Raw genomic sequence first — 24,923 nt, 5'->3', positions numbered from 1 at the left:
ACGCTGCCGCCGGCCGAGGGAAGGGGCACGTCATGGACGTCATGAAGGTCACCGAGGCTGTCGGCTGGGTCGACCCGGACCGGTGGCGGGCCACCCCGCCGGTGGAGCGACTGAGGCTGCTCCGCCTGGTCCGCGCGAACATCGACCGGCACTTCGACGAGCTGATGTCGGCGGACTGCCACGCGAAGGGCATCGACCCGGCGGACCCGGCCGACGCCCACCAGGTGGGCACGAGCATCCAACGGGTCCTGGTGCCGATGGCCGCGAACGTCTCGGCCGCCATCGACCTGTACGAGGGACTGGTCCGCGACCGCCCGCTCCAGCCGCTGGCGGTCACCCCTGCCGGGGACGGCCGTTTCGACGTCAGGGTCTCCCCGCGCGGGAAGGACCGCCTGCTCAACGGCGACCGGACCGACGTGCTGCGCGTCGTCGGGGAGCCTCGCAGGGTGGACCCGTACGCGAAGCCCGGTGGCATCGTCGCCGTACTGGGGGCGGGGAACGTCGCGTCGTCCTTCGAGATGATCCGGGCCCTCTTCGTCGACAGTTGTGTGGTCGTCCACAAGCCCCACCACCTCAACGAGGACGCCGACCGGGTGTGGGAGAAGGTCCTGCAACCGCTCGTCGACGTCCGCGCGGCCGCCTTCTGTCCCGCCGCCGAGGGGCCCGCCCTGACCCGCGACCACCGCCTCTCGAAGATCTACTTCACCGGCGGGACCGCCTCCGCCAAAGCCATCATGGAGGCCACGGACACCGAGTTGGTGTCCGAGTGCGGTGGCAACAACCCGTGCATCGTCGTCCCCGGCGACCGCCCGTGGACCGAGCGGGAGATCCGCCACCAGGCGCTTCAGATCGCCACCATCGTCACGATCAGCGGCGGCTCGATCTGCGGACGTACGCAGACCCTGGTGACGAGTCGGCACTGGCCGCAGCGGCGGCAGTTACTGGACGCGATCACCGTCGCCCTGCGCGACCTCACGCCCGGCTCCAGCACCAGCTATCCCGGGGTCGACAAGACCTTCGACGCCTTCCGTGACGCCTATCCCGGCGGGCGGCTCATCCAGCCCGTGGACGGCCGCCCCGCTTCGCTGGTCATGGTCATCGAGGACGTCGGCACCGAGGGCTTCGCGCTCGACCACGAGGCGTTCTGCCAGGTCATGGGCGAGGTCGCGCTCGACGTCGCACCCGACGCCGGGACGTTCCTTCCGGCAGCCGCGGAGTTCGTCAACGAGAACCTCCTCGGAACCCTCGCCGCGACGATCCTCATCGACGAGGACACCAAGAAGACTCACGCGGCCACCGTCGATCGCGCGGTCACGGACCTCCGCTACGGCGCCGTCGGCGTCAACACGATGCCGCCGATGATCTGGACGAACCCCTACCTCATCTGGGGCGGCAACGAGGAGGGCCGCGCGTTCGTCTCCGGCCGCGGCAACTTCGGCAACCTCCTGGGATACGAGAACGCCGAGAAGTCGATCGTGGTCAGCGGCTTCACCTCGCCGGGCCACCTCCTCATGACGAGCAAGCGGGGCTGGCTGGACCTGTCGACGCGCTTCGCCCGGTACGCCGTCCAACCCACGTGGCCACGCCTGCTCGCCCTCGCCTTCACCGCGACACGCGGGCTCTTCCGCCGTACGGGCTCGCCTGAGCTCTGACGCCGCACGCCTGGGGTGGCGCGCGACGACTCGACCCCCGTACGCCTTCTGGCCCGGCAGTTCAGCCTGCGCGCGGCGTCCGGCGTCCTGCATCCTGCGTCCTGAGCCCACGAACCTGCCTCTGCTTACGGCTTGCGCAGCAGCGCGCAGACGAAGTTCTCCTCGACGGTGCGCAGGCGCTCCAGAAGCTCCGGCTTGCTGGACTTGTTGACCTGGGTGGTGAGGGAGACGGTCAGTGACCGCTCGCCGTCCGGGGTGGCCGCGATCAGTTGTGTGTAGCCGGGGAAGTTGCCCGTGTGGCCGTACACCACGCCGCAACGGGTGGTGTACCGGAAGAGGGCGAGACCGGCCTTGTTCTTGCCGGGACCGGCCGGTTCGGACGCGCCGTCCACCCAGTTCAGCTGCTGACGGCGGGTCCGGTCGGAGATCAGCTTCCCACCGGCGTAACCGCGGATGAAGGCCGTCATGTCCTTCGGCGTCGAGATGATCCCGCCAGAGGCCCACACACCCGACGTGCCCAGCACCTCGCTGACGTCCCCGGGCGGATTCTGCGCGGTGACGTCGTAGCCGTGCATGTACGGCTCGGGCATCCGGTAACCCTGCGGCAGGCTGGTGCTACGCAGCTCCAGCGGGCGGTACACGAGTTCGTCGAGCAGGTCTTCGTAGCGCACGCCTGTCACCGCCTCCGCCATCAGCGCCACGGCGATGTTGTCGGAGTTGGAGTAGACGTACCGGGTCCCCGGACGGAACGCCAACGGTTCGTCGGCCACGAAGTCCAGCAGGCGGCGGGAGTCGAAGTGGCGGCGCGGGTTCTCGGTCACCAGAGCCAGGAACTCCGGGGCCGCGCTGAAGTCCGGCAGTCCGCTGGTGTGGTTGAGCAGCTGCCGGAGCGTAACCCGATGCCATGCGTGCGGCAGCCGGGGGAGCACCTTGCCGACGGTGTCGTTCAGACGCAGGTCCCCGCCGTCGACGAGGCGGAGGGCGACGGCGCCGCTGTACGCCTTGGCCGTACTGGCGATACGCATGTGGTCGGTGACCTTGATCGGACGGTCGGTGCCGGTTTCGGCGACGCCTGCCCGGTAGACCTCGGTGTGGGTTCCGCGCTTGAGGACGGCGATCGCTCCGGGTGGTCCGCCGGGCGCGGTGGTCAGATCCTGCAACTGCTGCCGCAGCGCGCGGTCATGACCCGCGGGACCGTCCGCGGCTCGGGCCGGGTCCTGCACCGGAGCCGCCAAACAGGCGGCGGCCAGCAGAGCGGCAAGGGGGAGGCGGACCTGCGGAAAGCTGGGAACTCGCACGGAGGAACTCCTGAAACGTGAGCGCGGTGGGATGTCAGAACGACCAGCTGCCGTCAGAACCGCTGACCGAGCTTCCGGACCCACCGGCTTTCCAGCACCAGCGTGCTGGTCACCAGGGCTCCTTCCGATTCATCCCATAACATGATGTACAGAAACAAACCGGTGGCCAGAGATCCACGTGACGCGGCCGTACTGCACCTCAACGAGTGACACGCGCGCGAGGCCGGCGCCGTGTGTGACAGGTCGGAATCGCTCGCATAGCGAACTCCTGCCGCACCACAGGACTGCCTATGCTTCGGACATGCCATCAACCAGCGCGGTTCCGGCCCGGCGTCCGGGTGATGCTCCGCCCGAATGCCGGATTCCGTCCACGCTGGATCGAGTGATTACGGGCCTGTCGTGGTGGTGGTCGGCCACGCCGTTCATCCTGTTCGCGCCGGCCCTCGCCCGTGCCATGGGGTTCCCCCAGGTGATGGCGGAGTCCGTCGACATCACCTTGTGGGCTGCCGCCCTTGGCGCGGTGGTCGCACCGGCCGCGGGGCTCGTGGCGGCGTACAGCGGGCGTCGGCAGCGCGCTCTCCGTCGCTTCATCATCATGGCGACGCTCTCCAGCGCGCTGCTCCTCACGGTCTGGCTCTTCATCGGCCCACTCGCGGAGTGCCCTGACGGCTACCACTGCTAGCGCTCCGACTACATGGTTCACGGGGTCGGCGTCTGCCGGTCCCGAGCCGCTTCAGGAAGCATCCGTGGTCGCCCAGGTACGGAACAGGGTGAGGGCCTCCGTGAGGTTTCCGGGACCGCACGCGGCATGGAAAGTCTTCTCGGCGACCCAGACGGAGACCCAGTCCTGCGGGGCGCGGTCGATGTCCTGACGAGGGTGGTCGCGTGCTTCCAGGTCGGTCCCCTCCAGATCGATGCTGACGGTCCAGCCCGGGTTGTCGAGAGTGCCGATCTTCACGCCCCACTCGTGTTCCCAGTCGCCGTCGCACTGCTGGGCGTACCAGTTCTGCAGCCAGTCGAGAAGCGGCTCCGCATCGCTCATGGCAGGAGATGCTAAGCGATACAGAGTGCGACCTCCGCGATGTCGAACCCTCTTACCTGCCCTCGTGGATCAGTCGGCCGCGGTCGATCACGATCACGTCGTCGTCGACGGTCTGGGTCGCCTCGCTCGACATGTGGCTCGACAGCAGCGGGCCGAAGAACCCCGTCGCTCTTCCGGCCCCGATCGTGAGCGACAGGCCGTCGACTGCAGGAGAGGACCGTCGGACGCCGCCCTCCCGGCGGCCGGTCCTCGCACACGATGAACCCTGGCTGATGTCTCCCCGGGAGCGGGACTACGTTCCCGATGTCGTACCGGTGCCGGTCGTGCTGCTGTCGGCGTGCTCCTGCGAGTGGCTGGCGGTTGAGTAACTGGCGCCGGACAGCTGGTCGACCGTGCCGAGGAAGTCGTGGAAGGCCTGACCGGTGCGGGCGGTGTCCCCGGTGGCGTCGAGGTCCATGAGGAGACCGCGGATGACGGCGAGGACGAGCGTCGCGAGGTCCGGTCGGCCGATGCTCAGCAGGCCGTCCTCCAGCGGCCCGAGCCAGTCGGTCGTCGCGGTGCGCCGGAAGTTGGGCCACAGCTGTTGCTCGGCACTCTCGCGCAGCTGACCGAACATCCGCAGGTACGGCTGCCCGTCCGGGCCGGTGATGGAGGTCCAGGCACGGTCCAGAGTGATGGTGTAGGGCTCGTCGGGCCGCGCCCGCAAGAGGTCGCCGAAAGCGTCGAGTTGACGTTGCCGTGCGCGCCCGAGAACGGCCCGCAGTAGGTCGTCGCGGGTGCCGAAGTGGTAGATGAGCATGCGGGCCGAGGTACCGGTGGCGGTGGCCAGCGGTCCGAGCCGGTCGGGGAGGCCGTGCGCGAGGGCATGATCGGCACATGCTTCGAGCAGCCGGTCCTTGATCTGCGGCTGCGGTCGTCTGCCCATGACCCAACTTTTTCACGTAACAGCCACTACGTCTAACGTCGACAGGGAGACAGCGGACGAGGCTTACGTGGAGGCCGGCGATGAGAGTGGTGTTCGTGCACGGGGCGTGCGTGCGGGACGGGGCATGGTGGTGGCACCGTACCGCCGAGTTGTTGCAAGAGCGGGGGGTGGCAAGTGTGGCCCCAGGACTGCCGAGTTGCGGTGAGGCGGGCCTGCCCGGCGGGTTCAGTGGCCCGGGGCTGACCGAGGATGTCGCCGCCGTACGGCAGGTGTTGCGGACCGGCGACGAACCGACCGTCGTGGTCGCCCACAGCTATGGCGGCATCGTCACCGCGGAGGCCGCCGCGGGCATCGGGTCGGTGCGCCACCTGCTGCTGATCTCCAGTTATTTGCCCGAGGTCGGACAGAGCCTGTCGGATTTCGGCGACGGCGACGGCGACGGCCCCGCCCCGTTCCTTGATGTCGACTTCGAGGCCGGTACGTTCGGGGTCCGCCCCGAGCTGCTCGTGGACACCTTCTTGCAGGACTGCGACCCCGAGGTCCAGGCGCAGGCGGCGGACCACCTCGCCCGGCAGAGCGTGCAGGTGACCGGGCAGCCGGTCGGGGCGGCGGCATGGCAGCAGCTGCCCTCGACGTACCTCGTCTGCGCGCAGGACCGAGGGACTCCGGCCCCGCTGCAGCGAGAGTTCGCCCGCCGGGCCAACAACGTGGTCGAAGTCGACGCGGGCCACCATCCGTTCCTGTCCCGGCCTACGGTGATCCGGGACCTGCTGTTGGATCTGTGACGCGTATCGATTGAGAGGAGTTGCTGAGTGGCCCGTACAAGTGGACCCGTTCTGCGCACCCAGAGGCTTGTGTTGGAACCGATCCGCCGCGGCGACAGCGACGATCTCTTCGAGGCCGTGGTCAGCCAGGACAGTGTCATGCGATGGCTGGCGACCGGCCGGGCGGACAGCCGGTCCGCGGCCAGGGCCATGTGCGACGAGCACGTCGCCCACTGGGGCAGGCACGGTTACGGTGACTTCGCGGTCAGGGATGCCACGACGCGCGCGTTTCTCGGCCGGGTGGGACTGCGCAATCGGGCCCGGCACGGAGTCGACATCGGTTTCGCCGTGCACCCGCGGGCGCAGGGCCGTGGGATCGCGGCCAAGGCGGGCGCCGCGTGCCTGGACCTGGCGTTTCGCCGCCTCGCGCTCCCTGCCGTCTTCGCGTTCGTCCTGCCCGGCAACACGGCCTCGACCGCGGTACTGCGCCGGCTGGGCGCCCAGCCGGACGGCACTGTCGAGTCCAGCGGCCTGCCGTGCCTGCGCTACCGGTTCGACGCCGCTACCGCCGCCGCTGCGCAACACGTGGTGCACGTGGTGGATGACGGTTGTACGGACCTTCAGCTGATCCATACGCCGGGTCCGGCTTCTCCAGATGCCGGAGCCTTACTCCACGACGGCGTGTCCCACCCGTTCGAGATGAACGGTCTCGGCCTGGTGCGGGCCGACAAGGAGCACACCCTCACGGCTGTCTCCGGCGGTCGGCCGATCGCTTCCGTGGGATGGCTGCTGCGGGACATGGCGTTCGACGGAGCACCGCGCCGCACGGCCGGGCTGGGAGGTGTGCTGGTGCACCCCGCCCATCGGGGCCAGGGCATCGCTCGTACGCTCATCAGCGTGGCGGTAGAACACGCACGGGCGGCCGACGCCGAAACGATGATCCTCCTCTGCCGCCCGGACCTGGTCCCGTTCTACACGGAACTGGGATGGAGCCGGGGCGCCGTGCCCGCCACGGTCCAACAGCCCGACGGCGCGAGGACGTTGCCACTGACCATGATGGCCTTAGACCTGGCAGGCCTGCCTCTCCCCACCAAGGGTATGGACCTACAGGGCCTCCCTTTCTGATGGGCTGAGCGGGCGGGTTCGTCCCCAAGGTCGAGTTGTCGATCAGCAGGTAATGGCGGGGCTCCCAAAGCGGGCCAGGCAGTGCCAGACCTTCTTCAGATCCTGAAGGTCATATAGCCCCGTGCGGGCAGCATCTCCGATGACCTTGGGACTGAGTCGACCGCCGACGGCGATGGCAGCCCCCAGGTCGACGTACTCCGGTCCGCGATAGCTCGGATCCAGCACCAGCGCCTCGACGTCACGGCCGAAGCTGACCGGTCCATGGATTTGCGCCTCGATGTGGCCATCCAGGGCGTCCACCTTCGCAGCGACGGCCAGCTCGATGAGCGAGCAGCGGTCGAACACGCCGAAGTCGGAGGGCTCGGCGGAACTGTCGGGGTAACAGAACGTCGTGCGCGCGAGCGTCTGGGCGTTGAGCCTGAGGTAGGAAGAACCGAACCGCGGTGCGCCGCCGATCGGACTACGACGATAGTTCAACGCGCCGTACACGGGGCGCTGGTCAGCTGGTGCGTGGTCATACGCGCCACCGAAGATATGGCTCTCCCAACGCCAACGATCCCCGCCGGCATGAGCAGTTAAACCACCATTGCTCGTGCCGGTCACGAACTGCGACCGATAGACCCCGTCCTCCGCCATCCGAGACAGAATCGGACGGCCCTCCGCGGCGCGATCGGGGTGAAAGTGCATCGTCACCCGCAAGTCACCGGACAACGGCTTCCCTCCGCAGGAGGCGGCGACATGCCGCAGAGCCTTCTCCTGCAGGGGCATGGAGATCTCAGAACTCGTGCGTGGAGTGTGCACGGATCCCTCCGGAGCGGTCGACAGCTTTGCGTCCAACCGCGAGGGCTACGCGAACTCACCCTCAATACACTCCTGTCACAGTCGGGCACCGTCGGCCACCCTCTCCGCGGTGATGGCCTCATCGGTGCGGACGAAGCACACAGTGCCGTCGATGGTCGATGAGGGTGGCCGCGATTCATTCAGACGATGGCCGTACTCTTCCGACCACCGGCCACACGTAAGTAGTGACCACTGGGAGGAAGAGGGGCTGTATGAGCGTGGCGTGGGCGGCGACATCACCGGAATCGGGACTGTTCCATCCGGCTGAGAGGCATTCAGAGGTGACGGAGTTGTCGGACCGTTTTACCGACCTGCGTTTCCGTGGGCAGGGGTATGTCGAGGTTCGGCCGCCGCACAGCGAGTTCCCGGTGCTGCTCCTCGCTTTCCGGGGCGGTCACGCGGTCATCCACCTCATGGATGACACCGAGCGGATGTCTTTGCTGGTAGGAGACGGCACCGTGCCTTCGGACGCTGAGGTCGAAGTCCCCGTGATGTATGAACTGGCCGCGTTCACGGGCGAATGTGTCCTGGACGTCGATCGGGCGTGGGGCTTGGTGACCGACTTCATCCAGACGTGGGCGGCCGGCTCTATGGGGGAGTGGCGCGAGGCATAGCCAAGGGTTGATGCCTTTCGGGCAGGGGCGTGGGGCGAGCATCGCGCCTTTCTCGGCGACCTTGTTCCCTATTCCATCGGCTGTTTGATGGGGGACGTGTTCTGAAGTGCCTGCCAGCTGGTATCCAGCGTCCGCACCACGCCTACTCCACGCCATCCGCAGGCAGCCGCTGCGGCAGCCCGAGGCGTGGGAACTGGTCGTTGTGGAACGTGGTGATCTCCGTGATCGTTCCGCCGGTGATGCGTAGGACGTCGATCGTCAGGGGCAGGTACGCGCCCTGCTGTTTCTGCCAGAGGTAGAAGGCTACGGCGGGCTGTCGGTTCACGGCGGTGGGGACGGCGCGCAGGCCCTTCATGGTCTCGAAGCCGTTTTCGACCCAGTCGTTCACCACCGCGTCGCGGCCGATGTACAGGCCCGGCGTGGGCGGCATCGAGCAGCGGACGTCGTCCCGCAGCAGTGCGGCGAGGCCCTTGACGTCCGTGGCCACGCTGGCTTCGGTATAGCGGCGCACCAACTCGCGCGTATCCGCGTCCTGTTCGCCGCCGGTCCAGTCCTGCCGCTCGGCGGGCAGATGCTCCCGCAGGCCGGCGCGGGCCCGTTGCAGCGCGCTGTTCACGGAGTTGACGGAGTCCCCGAGGTGCTCCGCGACATCCTTCGCCGGCCAGCCGAGCACGTCCCGCAGGATCAGTACGGCCCGCGGGCGCGGCGCGAGGTGCTGGACCGCCACCAGGTACGCCAGCTCGATCGTCTCCCGCGCGACGGCGACGGCCTCCGGCTCGCCCGCGTCGGCCGCGGGCAGTTCGTCGAGCAGCCGGTCCGGATAGGGCTGCAGCCACAGCACCTCGCCGCCGGTCGCAGGCTCCGGGCGGCACTTGGCGAGCTGGTCCAGGCAGGCGTTGGTGGCGATCCGGTACAGCCAGGCCCGGAACGTCGACCGCCCCTCGAAGGTCTCCCGCCGCCGCCAGGCACGGAGGAATGTCTCCTGAACGGTGTCCTCGGCGTCCTCGAACGACCCGAGCATCCGGTAGCAGTGCACGTGCAGCTCCCGCCGGTGCCGCTCCGCCAGCCCCGAGAACGCCGGCTCGTCGACCTCACCCAGCCCACCCACGCCCAGCCCGCTCACGTCCAGATCCTCCAGCCGCATGTCCGCGCTCATCACGTCATCCTTCCGCCTCGTCGTGCCCTGTCATAGGTGTGACGGGTGCGGACGCGAAAACTCATCACCTCTCCGTACGATTGCGTCTGGATTAATCGTCGATTCAAATGTATGCACTTGATGTTAAGTGAGGACCTCCCTAACGTTCTCGGCATGAACCTCACCGTCCTCGCGGCTTCCGGCCAGACCGGAATCGCCCTCACCCGACAGGCCCTGCGACGTGGTCACACCGTGACCGCCATCGCGCGTGATCCCGAGAAGATCGACCTGCCCGACTCCCCGAACCTGCGCAAAGTGGCGGCCGACGTGCACGACGCGGCCAGCATCGCCGCCGTCGTGGACGGGGATTCCGTGGTCCTTTCCGCCCTCGGTACGAACCGGGCCGGGACCCTCCTGGCCGGTGCCCGAGCCGTCGTCGCCGCCGGTCCGCGGCGCGTGATCTGGCTCGGTGCCTACGGCACGGGCGCGTCGGCCGAAGTGGCGGGAGAAGGGGCGGGCATGCTCGCCAAGGTGCTGGGCGACCGCCTCCCGGACAAGGTCGAAGCCGACAACACCGTTCTCGCGGCCGGAGGCACCGTCTTTCACGCGGGCATGCTCGCCGACGGACCGGAAAGCCCCCATCGGCGCACCGTCGGTCTGGAGGCCGGGCCCCTCCTCGACCTCGGTGCGAAGGTGAGCCGGGAGACCGTGGCCGCGGCGATGCTCGACGAAGCCGAGGCGCCTGCCCATCCGGGCGCCGTGGCCCTTCCGCTGGCGGAGTAACCAGCCGGCGGTGACCTCCTCGACCGACGCCCGGACCTGCTCGCGGAGCCAGGCGTGGTCGAGGCGTACTTTGGCTGGTCAGCCCACGCGGCTGGCGCGACGCGGCTGGGCCCAACTCGCTTATCGGCGAAAGCGCTTCGCCCGCCGCCTGACCGGCCAGCCGACTGGCCGGGGCGCATCTCCCGTACCGACAGACACAGATCCTTTTCGTTCGACTTCAGGAGCCTTCATGAGCCAGGAACTGCTTGCCGCCACCGTCGCCGCCGTCCGCGCCGCCGGCGCCCGGATGATGACGCGCTACTCCACCGAGTCCCGTCCGCCCGGTCTCTCCGAGCTCCTCGCGAACCTCCAGGCCAATGACGCGGCTGTGGTCGACGTGCTGCGCCCGGTGCTGACCGAAGCTCTGCCCAGCGGGGGCTGGCTCAACGACGAGCACGGCTCGGGGCCGCTGGCCACGGGGGAGTGGTGGCTCATCGACCCGGTCGGTGGCAACGTCAACGCCGTGCACGGCATGCCCGACTGGAACATCGGCGTGAGCCTCGTCCGTGACGGCCGCCCGGTGCTGTCGGTGGTCTACTTCCCGGTCCTCGACGAGATGTTCACCGCGACCGAGGGCGGCGGGGCGTTCCTCAACGGCGTACGGCTGCAGGTCTCGGCGAAGACGTCGCTGGACGGCGCACTCGCCGGGACCGGGCAGGCGCAGCCGGGTCACGACCCCGAACTCGCGCAGCGGATGGGCTCCGCCTTCGCCGCGATGACGAACTCCGCGCTGTATGTGCGGGTTTCCGTGCCGGTGACCCACCAGCTCGCCCAGGTCGCCGCGGGCCGCATGGATCTGCACTGGCAGTTCGACAACGTCCGGTCCCACGCGGCAGGTGTGCTGCTGGTCCAGGAGGCCGGAGGCGTCGTGACCGACTTCGAGGGCAAGCCGTGGGAACTGGCAGGCAAGAGCTACCTCGCCGCCGCGCCGGGTGTGCACGCCGCCGCGCTGAAAGTCCTGACCGACTGAGGGTCCCGGATCACCGAGATCACGGCGTACGCCGACTTCGCTCCCGGAAGTGCGCGGACGAGGCGCCCAGTTGGCCAGGGTCGAGGGCTTCCTACCTCTTACCCATCACCCCCGCACTGCGCAGACAAGGACGGCCATGAGTACCCTCACCACGCCCCGAACCACTCCGCCGGCACGGGGAAACCGAGTTCGCTGGAGCATCCCGGCCCGGTGGCGCAAGAGCATCCTGGTCACGCATGTCGTGTCGGCGGGAGCCTGGATCGGCATCGATGTCGTCTCGACCGTTCTGGTGGCGATCGGCTGGTTACGCGCGGGCGACGACCGCACCGCCGTGTACCAGGCCCTCGCGGACTTCTTCGTCGTCCCCCTGCTGCTGTCGGCTCTCGCAGCAGGGGTGGTCTGCCTCGTCACCGGCGTCCTGCTGGGGCTGGCGACCAAATGGGGACTCGTCCGCTACTGGTGGGTGTCGGTGAAGCTGGCCCTCAACGGCATCGCCTGCGTGATGCTGCTGCTCTTTCTGGGCCCGATCACCGAACTCTCCACAGGTGAACAGCCTTTGCAGGACATCTGGTTCGTCGCGTTCCTCGCCACCACCGCCATGGTGCTGCTGAGTTTCGCGATGGTGCTCTCGGTCTTCAAGCCGTGGGGCCGGGTCCGCAAGTAGTTCCCGCCCGCGCCCCACGCATCGAGGGCGCGGCGCGGGACAGCCGAGACCTACTCGCCGAGCACCCCCGAACACAGCCGTCCCGAACACAGCCGTCCTGACGGCAGCGCCCCCGAACACGGCACTTCTGTCAGTGCCGTTGCTGCGCGGCCATCCACTGCCAGATGTGGGTTCCGTTCAGGCTGGGGTCGTTGCGGGCGACGTAGATCCACGACCAGTGGCCGGAGAACTGGTAGCCGTTCCGGACGACATGGTCGTAGAGCGTCACGAGTGAGCCGGGGATCAGCTCGTGCGCGTGGACGGTGTTGGCCTGCGGATCCACGGTGAGGTCGTCGCGGGAGGCGACGAGCCAGCTGGGGGTGCTGATCTTCACCAGTTCACTGTCGGGGATCAGCGGCGGGCCGCCGGGGGGGAAGGATCCGACGACGCCGCAGATCGGCACGGAGGCGGCGAACAGCGTGGGATAGACGGTGGTCATCTTCATGCTCATGTAGCCGCCGTTGCTGCAGCCGACGACGTAGATCCGGTCGTGGTCGATGCGGTTGCCGCGTGTCACGTCGCCGATGATCTCGCGGATGAGGGGGGCGAAGCGGGGGCCGTCCTGCATCCACGCGGAAGTGCTTTGCGGCGCCAGGACGTAGGCGCCGTCGAAGATGCGTTGCGCTTCGGGGGTGGCGAAGCCCAGCGCGCCGCGGTTGGCTCGGAGCGTGGTCTCGTTGTCGTAGTAGTCGGGCAGCGAGGCGCCCTCGCCTCCGCCGTGCAGCCAGACGATCAGCGGTCGCTTGCTCCGTCGGGAGGAGTGGGCGCCGGTGGGGGAGTACAGCCGGTACTTCATTCCCGAGCCGGAGACGTGGGAGCTGAACGCGTCGACCTCGGGGTCCGACAGCCGGCGGTTCTGCACGAAGCTCTTGACGGTGATCGATCGGTGATCGCGTAGGGCGAACGGGGCCTGCTGGGTGATGGTGTACACGAGGTCGAGCACGACGTTGCGGCCCCTGCCGGCGATGTACCCGAGGGTGCCACCGCCGATCTGACCCTCGGCATGACTCAGGTCGAGCACGATGTTGCCGCGGCGGTCGAGCCGAACTGCTGTCACCGTGCGATCGAGGTCGTACTCGCTGAAAATGACGTCCCCGTCGGCGATGGGGATCGGGCTGGTGGCCTTGGCGTGCACGGTGAAGGTGCCGGTGGTCAGGCTGGCGGGGTCGATCGGGCCGAGGCGGGCGGCGTCGAGGGTGACCGAGGTGACCTGTTCACCACCGTCCAGCACCTGGGCGTTGAGGGTGAATCTCAGGCTGCTGACTCCACGGTCGCCGGCGTACGCGGAGGCGCCGGGGAGGGACAGACCGGCGGCGGCGCCCGTGCCGGCGGCCAGAAGGGTGCGACGGCTGAGCGGTGTTGCCATGCGGACTCCTTGAGTGGGGGGCTTCATCGCGGCCTGTTCGCCGCATGCGGCGTGGGGGTCGCTGAGGAGTTGACGGCGGCCCGCCCGTACCGGATCAGGACGGGCAGTGTCATGAGCAGCACAGAAGCGAGCACCGTCGGCACGTTACCGGCGCCACCGCGCAGCGGACAGGTGCCGCTTCGGCTTTTCTCCGGACGGCGAGAGGGCTCACAGCACGCAGGCTCACAACGCGGACGTCTACAGCACGGACCGTCACAACGAGGGCAGCGGAGGCGGGGTCGAGGCGGCGGCGCGGAGGAGATGCGTGACGCGCGCACGCGACGACGCCGACCGTTCGCGAACGGGGAGTGTTGGCAGGCGTCGTGACGGATCAGATGCAGGCTGTTCCATGTGCGAACACTGCATAAATTCATCCGTTCGAGTTGAGTCGCGTGAGCGGATTCGCTGGTTCCGCGAGTGAACTGCAACACAGTTGAGTCGGGAGAGGCGTAGACCACCTCGTGGCGCTCGCGGGGAAGTCGCTGGCCACTCTGCGTTACCAATGGGTAGGCGGCGACTTTGTGCACTGTTCAAGTACCGCTCTGTCATGTTCGCCCTGCCACGCATGCGTGTTCGCCCGTTCGGACGAGTTTCATAGGCGACGTCAGAAGGCACCGCAGATGCGCATCTCGTAGCGCGGAGCCGTTCGCATCTTGCCTCAACGAAGAGGATCCATGACTGACGATGCCCGTGCGGGGGCCGGTGGAAGCCCCGTGACAGCCACCGGCGTGCTGCCCTTCCCGCTGGATTTCGAGGCGCTCTATCTGAAGAACCACGAGGACTACCACCGGTTCGCGCTAGCCATTCTCAACGATCAGCAGGACGCCGAAGACGCCGTCCACCGCGCCTACTTCGAGATCCTCGCACACTGGCCGGACCTCCTGGCCGACGGCAACGTCCACCAGCAGACGTGGGCGATCCTGCGGCGCACCGTCATCTCCGAGAAGCTGACGAACTACCGGGGCAACTTAGCCGAACTGATCGAGGACAACGACGTGGCGCGTGCCCTGTGCACCCTGCCGTCGCGGCAGTTCGACGTCATGGCCCTGCGGTACCTGTGCGGCTGTGCCACCGCCGACATCGCCTGGTATCTGGGCGTGTCGGCCAGCACCGTCGACTACCACGGCCGTAAGGCCAAGCAGCGACTTGAGCAGGCCATGCCCGCCCGTATCCGAAGGAGCAACTGAATGAGCGCCCAGAAGGGATCCGTCTCGCACACCGAACAGGTGCTGGCCGCGGCCGGCAGGCGCCTGCGCGCCCGACAGCCCGCATTCGATGTCGGCGCCGGACTGCTCCGCCTGGCCCGCGACGCCGGCTACAGCCCCGTGCCGGACACCGCCCCGTCCGTCTCCCGTGCCCTGCGCCATCTGAAGGAGTTCGTCAGCTGGAGCCTGGACCAGCCAGGCGCCACCACGCACGTCGAGCGGTACGCCGCGACGCTCGGCGAGAGTGACGCCTACCGGCTGCTGACGCGTGACCGGGACACCGAGGAAGTCGACCTGGACGGCGCGCACGTCTTCGCCTGCATGCTGTACCTGGCCGGGCACCCCGAGAGCGCCCAGTTCTGGTGGCGCTTCACCGCCGGGGCGGGCTTCGGCGCCAGCGCCCTGTGCCTGCAACTGCTGCACAGGTCCCGGGGTGAGACCGCGGAGGCCGAGCACTGGCGCGAGATGCTGCTCCTCGTCGTCGACCTGGATGACGACGTCGCCGTGAAGACGACGTTCGTCAGCACGGTCGGCACGTTCGCGGCCTACACCCGGCGCCACCGGCCCCCGGCCCCCGTCACCCCGGCCCTGGACGCCGAGGTGCGCCGCCTGGCGACGCAGGACGACGCGGACCGTCTGGTGTGCCGCCCCGACGCCGGTCTCGCCCGGCGCCTGCAGGACTGCACAGGCTCCCTCTGATTCCGTATGGACGAGAAGCCCGTTCGCGGTCCCGGTTCCTGGGCCACTGACCGCCGACAGGCTCCTCCTCACGCCCCCAGAAGGACGTACAACACCATGAAGCGCAAGCCCCGAACTGTCGTTTCCAGCACGGGATCACGCCGCAAACGCCGCCGTCTGCGCGACGCCGCCACCTTCGCCCTGCTGCGCGGCCTGGCTTACGGCCTGGGCACCGGGGCGGCTGGCCTGCTGCTGTACTGGCTCCAGTCGTACGTCTGATCCTTCCGTACGTCTGATCCTTCGCTTGTGCGCGTCCGCCGGGTGTGGGTTCGTTCGTGCGGGGATTGCTTCGGCTGCGGGTCGGTGGGGGCGGGCCGCGCAGTTCCCCGCGCCCCTGAAGGGGCCCGCTGCCAGGCACGCCCTTACCCCTGCTCGTAAGGGGCGCGAGGAACTGCGCGATCGGCCCCCACCGACCCGCAGAAGAAACTCAGCCCCAGCCACGGTGTCTTGCGGGAGCGGACGCCGCGGTGACGGACCCACCGCGGGGATCACCCCGGCGGACGTCGGACCCCGGCACCCTCCGGACCCGGGCGCCCCCCGGACCCGACGGCGTGGCCGAGACCCGTGGGTCAGAGGTGACGGTACGGAACGGCCGGATCCGTACGTTGTCCCCGGTGCGCGAGAAGGCACAGGCTGCTGCCTGCCGGGCGGGACGACTAGTCGAACCGGGGGACCCTGCCATGCTGCGCATCCATTTCACGCCCGATGACCTGAGCCTCATCCGAGTGGCGAACACACCCGACCCGCTCTGGGAGATCACCTCCAGCCTGCACCGTCTTCAGACCTCTCAAGGCCGATGGGCCTACGCCCACTGGCATCGCGCGACCAGAGAAGCCCTCACCGGCACGCGGCTCGGCGCCGCCGTCCGGCGGCTGCTCGTCCCCGTGCTGCCCCGGGCCCGCTACTGGCCCGACTTCCTCTCCCCGCAGGAGTCCGAGGACGGACTCGAACCGGGACTCGCCGCCATCCTCGACACCCCGCCCCGCCGCGTCGCCGAAGAGGTGGCCCTCCTCGCTCGGTTCGGCCGGGCTCCCACCTGGGCGTACCGGCTCACCGAACGCCACTTCCGCGGAGAACTCGTACGGGTACTGCGCGACTACCACGACACCGTCGTCGCCCCGCACCAGGAATTCATCGGCGCCTCGCTCGCCGGCGAACGCGTCCTGCTCTCCCGCGCCCTCCTCGACGGCGGCGTCGGCGGCCTGCTCAGCGGCCTCTCGCCCGCCATGCGCTGGCGTCCGCCGGTCCTGCACGTCGACTACGTACAGGACCGCGACCTCTACCTCGGCGGACGCGGACTGCGCCTCGTACCCTCCTACTTCTGCTGGCAGTCACCCGTCTCGCTGGCCGACGACACCCTCCGGCCGGTGCTCGTCTACCCGCTGCACGACAGCCGGCCGGCCGCGCCGCCCGAGCGTTCGGAAGCCTCCCTGTCCGCGCTGCTCGGCCGCACCCGCGCCGCCGCCCTGCACACCCTGGCCTGCGGCGCGACCACCTCCGAACTCGCCCGCCACCTAGGCGTCTCACCCGCGACGGCCACCCACCACACGACCGTCCTGCGGGACGCCGGTCTGGTAGGCAGCCGACGGGTGCGGAACACCGTCCTGCACACCCTCACCCCGCTCGGGGCGGCCATGCTGCGGAGGCCTGACACGACACATTCGAGTCAAGGTCGCTCAGGCGCCCGAGCTCCCGCCGAGGCCCCTGACACCTCAGCGGGCCCACCTGCCCCGCCCGACCCGCCGGAGCGCTGAACTCCGGCGCTCGGCCTGGGACTTTCGAGCCGTTTCGAAGGTCGTGGTGGCGCCGGGGCGGGCGCTGCGAGTGTTTCCCGCGGCACCGCACGGGCCGGTCCGACCACGGTCCGTGCCCCGAACGGAGAGGGGACTCGAAACATGTCGAAGAGGAGAACCATCAACCGGAGCCTGATGGCCGGGGCGCTGGCGTTCGTCTGCGCCGGCACCGGCGTGGCGCTGGCCCCCGTGGCGTCCGCCGCCCCGGCGGCCTGTACTGCTTCGGCCATCACCACCGGGGAGTACGAGAGCCAGGGCACCGTCCGGAACAAGTCCGCCACCAGCACCTGCGGCGACCTCAACCTGACGTACTCCCTGAACAGCAGCTCGCGGCTGTACGACTACTACGCGGGCCGCCTGCGCCGTTCCGACGGCACCTGGTTCACCTGCGCCAAGCGCTACGTCCAGGCCTATGACGGCAACCACAGCATCAACGACTCCACGTACTGGCTGTGCACCGACGTCAACGACAACGTGCCGTTCAGCGTGTCCAGCCTTCTCGAAGGCGGCGACAGCGTCACGATCACCCACTGACCTCGGCCCAGACCCACGGGGTGCCGCCTGCCCGGCGGCGCCCCGTACCGGCGGAAGGACGGATGGACGTGACCCGTACGACTCTGGCGCGCGCGGCCCTCGCGACGACGGCCGCGCTGCTGCTCGGCGCGTGTTCCGCCACGACGGAGCCGACCGCCGCGACCGGGCCCGTACCGGGGCCGCCCGCCACCGTGGCACCCGCAAAGGTGACCCGCACTCTGCCCGACGACCCGGCGCTCATGGTGCTCCCCGCGACCGGGGCCGAGTCCCGCTGGACCCAGGGCCTGGACGTCCTGAGGCAGCAGGTGGCACGCTCCGTCGCCGCCGACTGCGCCCGCGAGGCCGGAACCGGGCTGTCGCCTGAGCCTCCGCTCGCCTTCATCTCGTACGCCGAGCTGCCCGACCTCGCTTACCTCGGCCGTCACGGCTTCGGCCACGGCACCGAGGTGCCCGTACCCGCGTCGAGCGCCACTCCGGTGCGGACGGGCAGTGACGCCGAGATCCGTGCCTGCCGCACGCGCGGCGAGGCCGCGGGCGAGAAGGTACGGGAGGTCTATCTCCCTTTGCAGCGGCTGTGGTTCGGCGAACTCTCGGCCTCGCGGCGCGACCCCGCCGCCGTACGGGCCCTGCGTACCCTGCCCGGCTGCCTCGCGGGCAAGGGCTACCGGGTCCGCGACGAGGAGGCGTTCTTCGCCCTCGTCGACAAGACCATGATGAACGCCAGCACGGCGGACTACGCCCGTCAGGACCGCGCCCTCGGCAGCGCGTACGCCACCTGCATGCGTCCCGTCGAGGCCACCCGCGAACCGCTCCGGCGGACCCTGCGCCGACAGTTCCTCGACACGCACGCGCAGGAAGTCCGCGAACTGCGCGCCGCGCTGGTCCCGGCCCTGCGCGACGCGGAACGGACGTACGACGTACGGCTGATCTTCCCGACGCCTTGACCGGGGTAGACCGTGCTGAGGCGGCCGGCGCAGGCCAGGAGCACGTCTCAAGCGATCTCCATGCTGAGTTGGGAGTCCAGTTCCGCGAAACCCAATGCGGTCGCGACGCGCCGGGAGGAGGGCGGTCGCGCACGCCACTGCGGCAGAAGCCCGCCTGTGAGGGCCCGAGTGACAGCCGCCGACCCTGTCACCCGTGCCAGTCCTCGCCCACGCGCTTCCGGCGCGGTCAGTACGCTGACATGGGCCGTACGCCTCGGCCAGTCCCGATATCCCGCGGCGGCAAGCACGCGGCCGTACTCACGGACCACGAACGCGGGCGACGTGATCTCGTCCAGAGAAGCCTCACCGGCGTCGTCATCGCCGGCCACGTGCTCCAAACGACGCAAGTCCGGATGAGCGGAAGGCAGTTGCTCCACCGCCAACGCACCAGCTTTCACCGGCCGAAAGCCCGCTGGAGACACATAGGCGAGCGCCGCCGGCCCGAGCACCCGCCGTACCGGAGGGGCCTCCCGAACCAGTACGCCATCCACGACGGCCTCAGGCGGCAGGCTCCCCAGCGAGTCACGAACGAACTGGGCGGCACTGTCGTTCGGCGCGGTCACGATCGCTGAGCCGCCCAGGGCGACCACTCCGACCCAGCCGTCCGGACAGAGCCTGGACCGCGGGGAGACCACCACGTTCACACTGCTAGGCGGGTCGAACGACACCGGCACCTGGGCCAGGTCTTCCCAGAGCCCACGAGCCCGGAGTATCAACGGATCCACCGACATGCCCCCGATCCTGCCAGCCCGTGCAGGGCACTCACCTGATTCCGCAGTCGGTGGGCCGATCAGGCCCCGGCCGCGAGTACGAGCTGAGAACGGGACACCTGGGTGAGTGATACGCGCGCGACGGCCACCGGGGTCGCGGTGCGTGCAGAGCGCGGTCGGGAGACCTCGCCGAGCCCCGTCCGCTCGCGGTCACCCGCGAAGACGAACAGTCGCAGCACCAGGAAGCGCCCCACCCCCGCGAGCCCGGAAGCCCCGAGGTAGACGGCCTGCTCGGTGAGGACCCCGGGCGACGACTGCACCAGGTGCAGGACGAGAACGGCCAGCGAGGTCACCGCGTACGCGGCCGTCGCCGACCCCGCCGACTGCCAGTGCCGCCGCCACCCGGCCCGCTTCCCGGTCCCGAAGGTGAACAGCGCGTGCAACTCGGTGCACAGAACGGTCGACGCGACCGTGATCACCGCGTTCGCCAGAGCCCACGGCATCGCACCCGCCAGCAGCGCCACCGCACCACTGGAGAGCACCCCGACACCCCCACCGCACACCACGAACCGCACGAAGGAGACGAACGCCCCGGGAGCGGCCACGCCCATTGCTTCGGTGCTCGTGATGCTGCTCATGCTGCTTCCGATCTGCTCGCCCCGAATAGGTAACGCACGTAAGGCTACGAGTGTTAAGTTGGCAATTCAAGGGGCGGTGGGTATTAGTTTTCATCTGTAAGGTGACGAGTGAGAGGCGAGGCGAGTGGCCCGGCATGGTCCATCCCGCAGCGGTAGTTTCCGCGCGCGCTAGCTACTCACCTGTCACGTGATCCGAAGCTTCCGTGACTGGCGGTTTGTTGTAGGTGATCACGACTGGCGCGTTTGCCTTGGCCCGTGCGCGGTCCGACGACGCCGCGATCTCCTCGTAGGTCCATTCCTTGTACAGGCGCTTCCCGTGGGCATCCGTGATGTCGATGACCAGGCCGGTCCACTCCTCGGCGGGCTGTTCGGGGACGAGACCCAGCTCGTATGTGGCGTCTTGGAGGAGGGATTCGGTGACGCGTATGCCGGTCAGTCTCTCGGCCAGAGCGAAGGCCGCCGCCTTGCGGTCGACGTCCGGGGCGCTCTCGTCGTGCTCTCCCTCGGAGGTCAGAGGGAAGCCGACTTCCCGCAGCAGGGGGACCAGTTCGTCTGGAGTGCTGCCGTCGCGCGACGAAGGGCCCTCGAACGTCGTACGGAGCTCACCGGCCTCGTACCAGTGGAAGAGGTGGATGGGCTTGCCGCCGTTGGTCGAGTGCGCCACGATCCGGGAGCCCTTCGACAGCGCCTCCACGTGCGACGCCGCGAACCCCAGCCCACCGTCGAAGCCGAGGGTGAGTGTCCAGTCACCGTTCTCGCCCGGAACGCTGAAGGCGCCCGCGACGTAGGACTCGTCCCAGTAGTCGTAGCCCGTTTCGGCGCGGTGGGCGTCGTCCGCCTCGATCAGCCCGGCCGTGCCCGCCCCGGTGCCGCACGGTTCCGCCTCCATCGCGCGCAGCACCTCGCGCGGGGCCCGCCCCTGAATCAGGGTCAGGGTGTATCCGCTCTGCATCATGTGGCGGAAGATCGGCGAGGTGTGGATCCAGGCGTAGTCGTGCGCGGTCACCAAGTTCATACGGCTCAGTGTGTCCGATGCCTCTGACAACGGGACCAGTCCTGGCCCGGCATCAGAACCTGTGGTTGATCACCTGTTCCCGCATCAGGTTACCCAGTCCCGTGTCCGACAGCGGGTGCAGCGTGTTCAGGAGGCTGTGCAGGGCGGGTTCGTCCAGCATCTGGCTTGAGACCTCGACCTCCGCATCCGTCAACTCACCCCGACCCGTCACAAGATGAATTGTCAGGCGAGTCCATGTCCGTCCCGATCGGGCACGATGTTCCGCACGAAGAGGGTCAGCCGGTACGTAGTCGGCTGCGTCAGGCGCCCGCAGAACGTGTCCATCCGTGCTGAAGCCCCCCAGGGCTCGTTCAGGGCGACCGCGTACGCGATCCGGTCGAGGAGGATGCCGAGGCAGCGGGCGCCGATGAACGTGTCATCCGTCCGAACGCGGCAACCGCCGGCTGAACGGCGTACCTGGTGGGCCGGCGTCACTCGCCACGACCGCACCCTTCCCGCGAACGCTCCGGTTCCTGCCCGCCAGCCGTCACCCTTGCCCCGCTACCGACGAGAGCGGGGCCTGTCGGGTGGTTGGTCCGGCTACTCCATGGCCTCGTACCCGTGATGGAACAGCGTGGAGAAGCTTGTGAACTTTCGCAGGTCACCGTACTTCGGGGTGAACACGTACGCGGTCCACTCGCCGTCCGGTCCGAGGTCCGTCGGGTCGAGCAGCCAGACGTCCTCGCCTCCGGCGATCTCTATGGACCGGCGGAACAGGTCCACGTATTCGGCGTTGTCGAACTCCTCGCTGTAGAGCCGAATGAGGCTCGCACCGGCCCCGGTGTCCCGCATCCACGCGATGCGCCCGCAGGGATACACGAGGTCCACCCACCCGCTCACCCGCATCCAACCGTCGCTGGTCAGCAGGAAGCCGCGGAGACTCGGCGGGAACCGCACCCCGAGCCGTTCCTCGGCCGCTGCCAGGGTCTCTTCCCGGGCCGATTCCTCCCCCAGCCACCGTTCAAGCCGCCCCCCTTCGTCCAGAACATCCACCTCGTCCTCATCCAACAGATCGAAAATCTCTTGGTCGGAGGCACGGTTCCGCAGATACAGCTCGTCGTACCGCCCCAGGTAGTCGCGCCATGCCTCCGGCGTGGTCAACACAGCAATGGCGGCAGGCTCGTTGGGCTCATGCATCTCACTCATGCAGCCGATCCTGCCAGTCGCCTGTGACAACGGCTCCGAGCGAAGCTCCACCTTGCCTCGGAGGTCAACCTAGCCCCGGCAGGTGAGCACCGGCTGGTAGTACCCGCCGGCAGCCGGGCTGTGCCAGGTGATGTCGGTGAAGCCGGCTTCAGTCACGAAATCCGTCAGTTGCACGGACGTCAGCGCCCAGTACGTGCTCCGGCGGACTCGGACCTGCCAGGTGTTCTCGGCGGGGGTGAGCTGGAAGTGCTCCAGATCGTAGCGCTCGCCGTCCTCATGCCAGTGCCACAGCTGGAAGGTGATCACTTGGCCGTCCGGTGTCTCGGAGACCTGGGGAGGTGTCGCCGTGAGCCTGGTCCGGCGTGTCTCGTCGTAGGCGCGGACAGTGGTCAGCAACAGTCCGTCGTCTCGGAGCACCCGTCTCATGTCGAGGAGTGCCGCCCGGATGTCTTTCGCGGAGAGCAGGTGCGGCAGCGAGTTGTCCGCGCAGACGACGACGTCGAATGACGCCTCTCTGAAGGGGAGTTGGCGCATGTCGGCCGCAACGGTAGGAAGCCGGCGGCCCCGGACCGACGCTTCGGCGGCGGCGCGCGCGGCGGCGACCGGGCTCAGGTCACTGCCGACGACCTGGTGCCCGGCCAGGGCCAGTCCGATGGCCTGGGTTCCGATCCCGCACGAGCAGTCCAGGACGGTGTGGGGTCCCGCGCCGAGAGATGTTCGGATGAGCCCGCCCAGTACCTCGGCCTGGTAGGCCATGCTCGCGTCCCAGTCCTGGAACATCAGGTGGTAGTCGTCGGCCAACTCGTCGTAGAACTTCCGAACGGAGAACTCGGACACGTATCCCACCGTAGTGCGTGCCCGCCAGGGGTGACGAGCCGCTCACGCCGCAGCCGCAGCCGCACCAGCCGTTGTCGTCGGACTTCGCGTGTCCCACCGGACCGCGACAGCCGAAGGCCCTCGTCGGTGGGTGTCGATTTGCCCTGGAGTGCACTCGAAGGTGTTCGCTGGAGTCAGAGGGCCCGCTCTGTCATGCGCAACGGCATGGCGGCGCGGGCTCGGGCGACGAGTTTCCTGAGGAGCATGCCATGACGCAGAAGATCTGGTTCATCACCGGTGCCTCACGCGGATTCGGGCGCGAGTGGGCGATCGCCGCGCTGGAACGCGGGGACTCCGTGGCCGCGACGGCACGCGACCTGTCCACGTTGGACGAACTCGTCGAGACGTACGGGGAGCGATTCCTGCCCCTGCAGCTCGACGTCACGGACCGCGAGGCCGACTTCGCCGCCGTACGGCAGGCGCACGAGCGGTTCGGCAGGCTCGACGTGGTGGTCAACAACGCCGGCTACGGCCACTTCGGCATGGTGGAGGAGATCTCCGAGTCGGAGGCCCGCGCACAGCTGGAGACCAACCTCTTCGGGGCCCTGTGGGTCACCCAGGCGGCCCTGCCGTTCCTACGTGAGCAGGGCAGCGGTCACATCCTGCAGGTCTCCTCCATCGGCGGGATCAGCGCGTTTCCTTTGGTCGGCATCTACCACGCGTCGAAGTGGGCGCTTGAGGGGATCAGCCAGGCGCTCGCCCAGGAGGTCGCGCCGTTCGGGATCAAGGTCACCCTGATCGAGCCCGGCGGGTTCGCCACCGACTGGGCCGGATCCTCGTCGAGCACGTCCGAACCGCTGCCGGCGTACGCGGAGTTCCACAAGCAGGTGCAGGAGCAGCGCCGCAAGCGCGTCGGCACCCCCGGCGACCCGAATGCGTCCGCTGCCGCCGTGCTGGAGATCGTGGACGCCGACGAGCCGCCGCTGCGCTGCTTCTTCGGCACAGCACCGCTTGACATCGCCAAGGCCGACTACGAGGGACGGCTGGCGACGTGGGAGAAGTGGCAGCCGGTGGCGGAGCGGGCCCAGGGCTGAGGGGTCGTTCTGAGCCCCGGTCGCCACGGCGCAGGGGCTCTGGCCTTCCGCAAGTGGCACGTGCGACGGAGGCTGAGTTCTCTCCGGCTCCGTCGCACAGCGTGCACGCCCGCTGACGGAGATCATCAATCTACTGGTGGGCCTGTTCATCCGTCTCGTACTGTGAGGTCGCTCGGTCAGGGGAACGATCTCGAAGCAGACGGGGTAACTCATGCGCAGCGCCAGCAAGTTGTTGATACCGGTTGCCGCCGTAGCAGTGCTGCTCGCAGTCTCGGGGTGTTCGGAGGACGAGAAACCGACCGCCGCCAAGGCTTCCCCGTCCGAGCTCGCTCGCTATACGGCCGCTCCCGGGTCCGCCACTCCGACGGACAGTCCGACGACGGCCGCGTCCACGAAGTGCGTGAAGACGGCGGGCATGAGTGTGAAGCAGTTGACCGGCTATCTGGGGGAATTGCGCAGCAGCAGTGGCGCGTACCGGTCCCGAGGTTTGACCCTGGACTCCTCCGGCCTGAACTTCACTCCGGAAGCGGTCCAGCGGCCGTGCGAGGCAGTCAAGGTGAAGCTCGCCCACTACTGGGTCGACGTCGAGAAGACGAGGGACGAGACCGCCGTCACCCCTGCTCGCTATGAGTACGGGTACACGCTGATCGATACCGCCTCCTACAAGGCCGGACCGAAGGACGGCAGAGTTCCCGATACCGCGCCGCCGGGAGGAAACGGCTGCCAGGGCACGGTCTCGGTGACCTATCTCGGAGAAGACATTCCACCGGAATCCCTCCCGAACGACTTGGAGTTGACGGGTACGACGGCCCCCGTCCCGGTCGAGGTGAACGGCGACGGGGTGCTGTCCGCGATCTACATCTCGCCCGTTGACGTGGAGTCCTGCTGAGCCCTCTGAGCCCTCCGAGCCTGACTTC

General features: G+C 68.7%; 28 protein-coding genes. 16 read left to right on the top strand and 12 right to left on the bottom strand.

The window, feature by feature from the left end; genetic code table 11:
* Window positions 1–32 precede the first annotated feature (32 nt).
* Entirely contained in the window at window positions 33–1,652 is a 1,620-nt protein-coding gene (locus tag ACZ60E_RS09600; RefSeq protein WP_469439235.1) for an aldehyde dehydrogenase family protein, read from the top strand.
* 125 nt (window positions 1,653–1,777) lie between these two features.
* Here the strand turns inward: ACZ60E_RS09600 and ACZ60E_RS09595 are convergent, their stop codons facing one another.
* Window positions 1,778–2,950 (bottom strand): serine hydrolase domain-containing protein, encoded by a 1,173-nt coding sequence (locus ACZ60E_RS09595; RefSeq protein WP_469439234.1) that lies wholly within the window; start codon window positions 2,948–2,950, stop codon window positions 1,778–1,780.
* Window positions 2,951–3,332: 382 nt separating this feature from the next.
* On the opposite strand from ACZ60E_RS09595, the gene ACZ60E_RS09590 reads away from it, so the two are divergent.
* Window positions 3,333–3,632 (top strand): hypothetical protein, encoded by a 300-nt coding sequence (locus tag ACZ60E_RS09590; protein WP_469439233.1) that lies wholly within the window; start codon window positions 3,333–3,335, stop codon window positions 3,630–3,632.
* Window positions 3,633–3,683: 51 nt separating this feature from the next.
* On the opposite strand, the gene ACZ60E_RS09585 is transcribed toward ACZ60E_RS09590, so the two are convergent.
* Window positions 3,684–3,992, bottom strand: coding sequence for an immunity 53 family protein (locus ACZ60E_RS09585; protein ID WP_469439232.1), 309 nt, complete (start codon window positions 3,990–3,992; stop codon window positions 3,684–3,686).
* A 292-nt stretch (window positions 3,993–4,284) separates the two neighbouring features.
* The gene (locus tag ACZ60E_RS09580) at window positions 4,285–4,917 is read right to left on the bottom strand and encodes a TetR/AcrR family transcriptional regulator (protein WP_469439231.1); all 633 of its coding nucleotides are present in this window, start codon (window positions 4,915–4,917) and stop codon (window positions 4,285–4,287) included.
* An 80-nt stretch (window positions 4,918–4,997) separates the two neighbouring features.
* On the opposite strand from ACZ60E_RS09580, the gene ACZ60E_RS09575 reads away from it, so the two are divergent.
* Entirely contained in the window at window positions 4,998–5,702 is a 705-nt protein-coding gene (locus ACZ60E_RS09575; RefSeq protein WP_469439230.1) for an alpha/beta fold hydrolase, read from the top strand.
* A gap of 69 nt (window positions 5,703–5,771) precedes the next feature.
* Window positions 5,772–6,806, top strand: a complete 1,035-nt coding sequence (locus tag ACZ60E_RS09570; protein WP_469439229.1) for a GNAT family N-acetyltransferase — start codon at window positions 5,772–5,774, stop codon at window positions 6,804–6,806.
* Between the two features lie 42 nt (window positions 6,807–6,848).
* On the opposite strand, the gene ACZ60E_RS09565 is transcribed toward ACZ60E_RS09570, so the two are convergent.
* A complete protein-coding gene (locus ACZ60E_RS09565) occupies window positions 6,849–7,574 on the bottom strand; it encodes a DUF3626 domain-containing protein (RefSeq protein WP_469439228.1) in 726 nt (241 codons plus the stop codon).
* Between the two features lie 284 nt (window positions 7,575–7,858).
* Here ACZ60E_RS09565 and ACZ60E_RS09560 point away from each other — a divergent pair, with 284 nt between their 5' ends.
* The gene (locus ACZ60E_RS09560; RefSeq protein WP_469439227.1) at window positions 7,859–8,260 is read left to right on the top strand and encodes a hypothetical protein; all 402 of its coding nucleotides are present in this window, start codon (window positions 7,859–7,861) and stop codon (window positions 8,258–8,260) included.
* Window positions 8,261–8,402: 142 nt separating this feature from the next.
* On the opposite strand, the gene ACZ60E_RS09555 is transcribed toward ACZ60E_RS09560, so the two are convergent.
* Entirely contained in the window at window positions 8,403–9,416 is a 1,014-nt protein-coding gene (locus ACZ60E_RS09555) for an RNA polymerase subunit sigma-70 (protein WP_469439226.1), read from the bottom strand.
* 153 nt (window positions 9,417–9,569) lie between these two features.
* Between ACZ60E_RS09555 and ACZ60E_RS09550 the strand changes: the two genes are divergently transcribed.
* The 3 genes from ACZ60E_RS09550 to ACZ60E_RS09540 all read left to right on the top strand — a co-directional run bounded on the left by ACZ60E_RS09550 (window position 9,570) and on the right by ACZ60E_RS09540 (window position 11,851).
* Complete coding sequence (locus ACZ60E_RS09550; RefSeq protein ID WP_469439225.1) at window positions 9,570–10,178, top strand: NAD(P)-dependent oxidoreductase; 609 nt, start codon at window positions 9,570–9,572, stop codon at window positions 10,176–10,178.
* Between the two features lie 229 nt (window positions 10,179–10,407).
* The gene (locus ACZ60E_RS09545; RefSeq protein ID WP_469439224.1) at window positions 10,408–11,187 is read left to right on the top strand and encodes an inositol monophosphatase family protein; all 780 of its coding nucleotides are present in this window, start codon (window positions 10,408–10,410) and stop codon (window positions 11,185–11,187) included.
* A 136-nt stretch (window positions 11,188–11,323) separates the two neighbouring features.
* Entirely contained in the window at window positions 11,324–11,851 is a 528-nt protein-coding gene (locus ACZ60E_RS09540; RefSeq protein ID WP_469439223.1) for a hypothetical protein, read from the top strand.
* A gap of 130 nt (window positions 11,852–11,981) precedes the next feature.
* On the opposite strand, the gene ACZ60E_RS09535 is transcribed toward ACZ60E_RS09540, so the two are convergent.
* Window positions 11,982–13,256: a prolyl oligopeptidase family serine peptidase gene (locus ACZ60E_RS09535; RefSeq protein WP_469439222.1), complete on the bottom strand. Its 1,275-nt coding sequence runs from the start codon at window positions 13,254–13,256 to the stop codon at window positions 11,982–11,984.
* A gap of 752 nt (window positions 13,257–14,008) precedes the next feature.
* Here ACZ60E_RS09535 and ACZ60E_RS09530 point away from each other — a divergent pair.
* From ACZ60E_RS09530 to ACZ60E_RS09505, 6 genes are all read left to right on the top strand, one after another.
* Window positions 14,009–14,482: an RNA polymerase sigma factor gene (locus ACZ60E_RS09530; protein WP_469439221.1), complete on the top strand. Its 474-nt coding sequence runs from the start codon at window positions 14,009–14,011 to the stop codon at window positions 14,480–14,482.
* Window positions 14,483–15,199: a hypothetical protein gene (locus ACZ60E_RS09525; RefSeq protein WP_469439220.1), complete on the top strand. Its 717-nt coding sequence runs from the start codon at window positions 14,483–14,485 to the stop codon at window positions 15,197–15,199.
* A gap of 96 nt (window positions 15,200–15,295) precedes the next feature.
* A complete protein-coding gene (locus tag ACZ60E_RS09520; RefSeq protein WP_384810331.1) occupies window positions 15,296–15,457 on the top strand; it encodes a hypothetical protein in 162 nt (53 codons plus the stop codon).
* A gap of 506 nt (window positions 15,458–15,963) precedes the next feature.
* On the top strand, window positions 15,964–16,992 hold the full coding sequence (locus ACZ60E_RS09515; RefSeq protein ID WP_469439219.1) for an ArsR/SmtB family transcription factor: 1,029 nt from the start codon (window positions 15,964–15,966) through the stop codon (window positions 16,990–16,992).
* A 141-nt stretch (window positions 16,993–17,133) separates the two neighbouring features.
* Window positions 17,134–17,565, top strand: coding sequence for a hypothetical protein (locus ACZ60E_RS09510; RefSeq protein ID WP_384810337.1), 432 nt, complete (start codon window positions 17,134–17,136; stop codon window positions 17,563–17,565).
* A gap of 68 nt (window positions 17,566–17,633) precedes the next feature.
* Complete coding sequence (locus ACZ60E_RS09505; RefSeq protein ID WP_469439218.1) at window positions 17,634–18,509, top strand: hypothetical protein; 876 nt, start codon at window positions 17,634–17,636, stop codon at window positions 18,507–18,509.
* 47 nt (window positions 18,510–18,556) lie between these two features.
* On the opposite strand, the gene ACZ60E_RS09500 is transcribed toward ACZ60E_RS09505, so the two are convergent.
* From ACZ60E_RS09500 to ACZ60E_RS09475, 6 genes are all read right to left on the bottom strand, one after another.
* On the bottom strand, window positions 18,557–19,279 hold the full coding sequence (locus ACZ60E_RS09500) for a GNAT family N-acetyltransferase (protein ID WP_469439217.1): 723 nt from the start codon (window positions 19,277–19,279) through the stop codon (window positions 18,557–18,559).
* 59 nt (window positions 19,280–19,338) lie between these two features.
* Window positions 19,339–19,896: a GtrA domain-containing protein gene (locus ACZ60E_RS09495; protein ID WP_469439216.1), complete on the bottom strand. Its 558-nt coding sequence runs from the start codon at window positions 19,894–19,896 to the stop codon at window positions 19,339–19,341.
* 172 nt (window positions 19,897–20,068) lie between these two features.
* The gene (locus ACZ60E_RS09490; protein WP_469439215.1) at window positions 20,069–20,911 is read right to left on the bottom strand and encodes a DUF6461 domain-containing protein; all 843 of its coding nucleotides are present in this window, start codon (window positions 20,909–20,911) and stop codon (window positions 20,069–20,071) included.
* A 52-nt stretch (window positions 20,912–20,963) separates the two neighbouring features.
* On the bottom strand, window positions 20,964–21,122 hold the full coding sequence (locus tag ACZ60E_RS09485; RefSeq protein WP_469439214.1) for a hypothetical protein: 159 nt from the start codon (window positions 21,120–21,122) through the stop codon (window positions 20,964–20,966).
* Between the two features lie 368 nt (window positions 21,123–21,490).
* Window positions 21,491–22,096, bottom strand: coding sequence for an SMI1/KNR4 family protein (locus ACZ60E_RS09480; RefSeq protein ID WP_469439213.1), 606 nt, complete (start codon window positions 22,094–22,096; stop codon window positions 21,491–21,493).
* 69 nt (window positions 22,097–22,165) lie between these two features.
* On the bottom strand, window positions 22,166–22,933 hold the full coding sequence (locus ACZ60E_RS09475) for a class I SAM-dependent methyltransferase (protein ID WP_469439212.1): 768 nt from the start codon (window positions 22,931–22,933) through the stop codon (window positions 22,166–22,168).
* Window positions 22,934–23,181: 248 nt separating this feature from the next.
* On the opposite strand from ACZ60E_RS09475, the gene ACZ60E_RS09470 reads away from it, so the two are divergent.
* The gene (locus ACZ60E_RS09470; protein WP_469439211.1) at window positions 23,182–24,006 is read left to right on the top strand and encodes an SDR family oxidoreductase; all 825 of its coding nucleotides are present in this window, start codon (window positions 23,182–23,184) and stop codon (window positions 24,004–24,006) included.
* Between the two features lie 211 nt (window positions 24,007–24,217).
* Complete coding sequence (locus ACZ60E_RS09465; RefSeq protein ID WP_469439210.1) at window positions 24,218–24,895, top strand: hypothetical protein; 678 nt, start codon at window positions 24,218–24,220, stop codon at window positions 24,893–24,895.
* Window positions 24,896–24,923: the final 28 nt, after the last annotated feature.

Source organism: Streptomyces sp. NPDC102514 (genome assembly GCF_055584525.1).
This window is presented reverse-complemented; position numbering and strand designations above follow the sequence as displayed.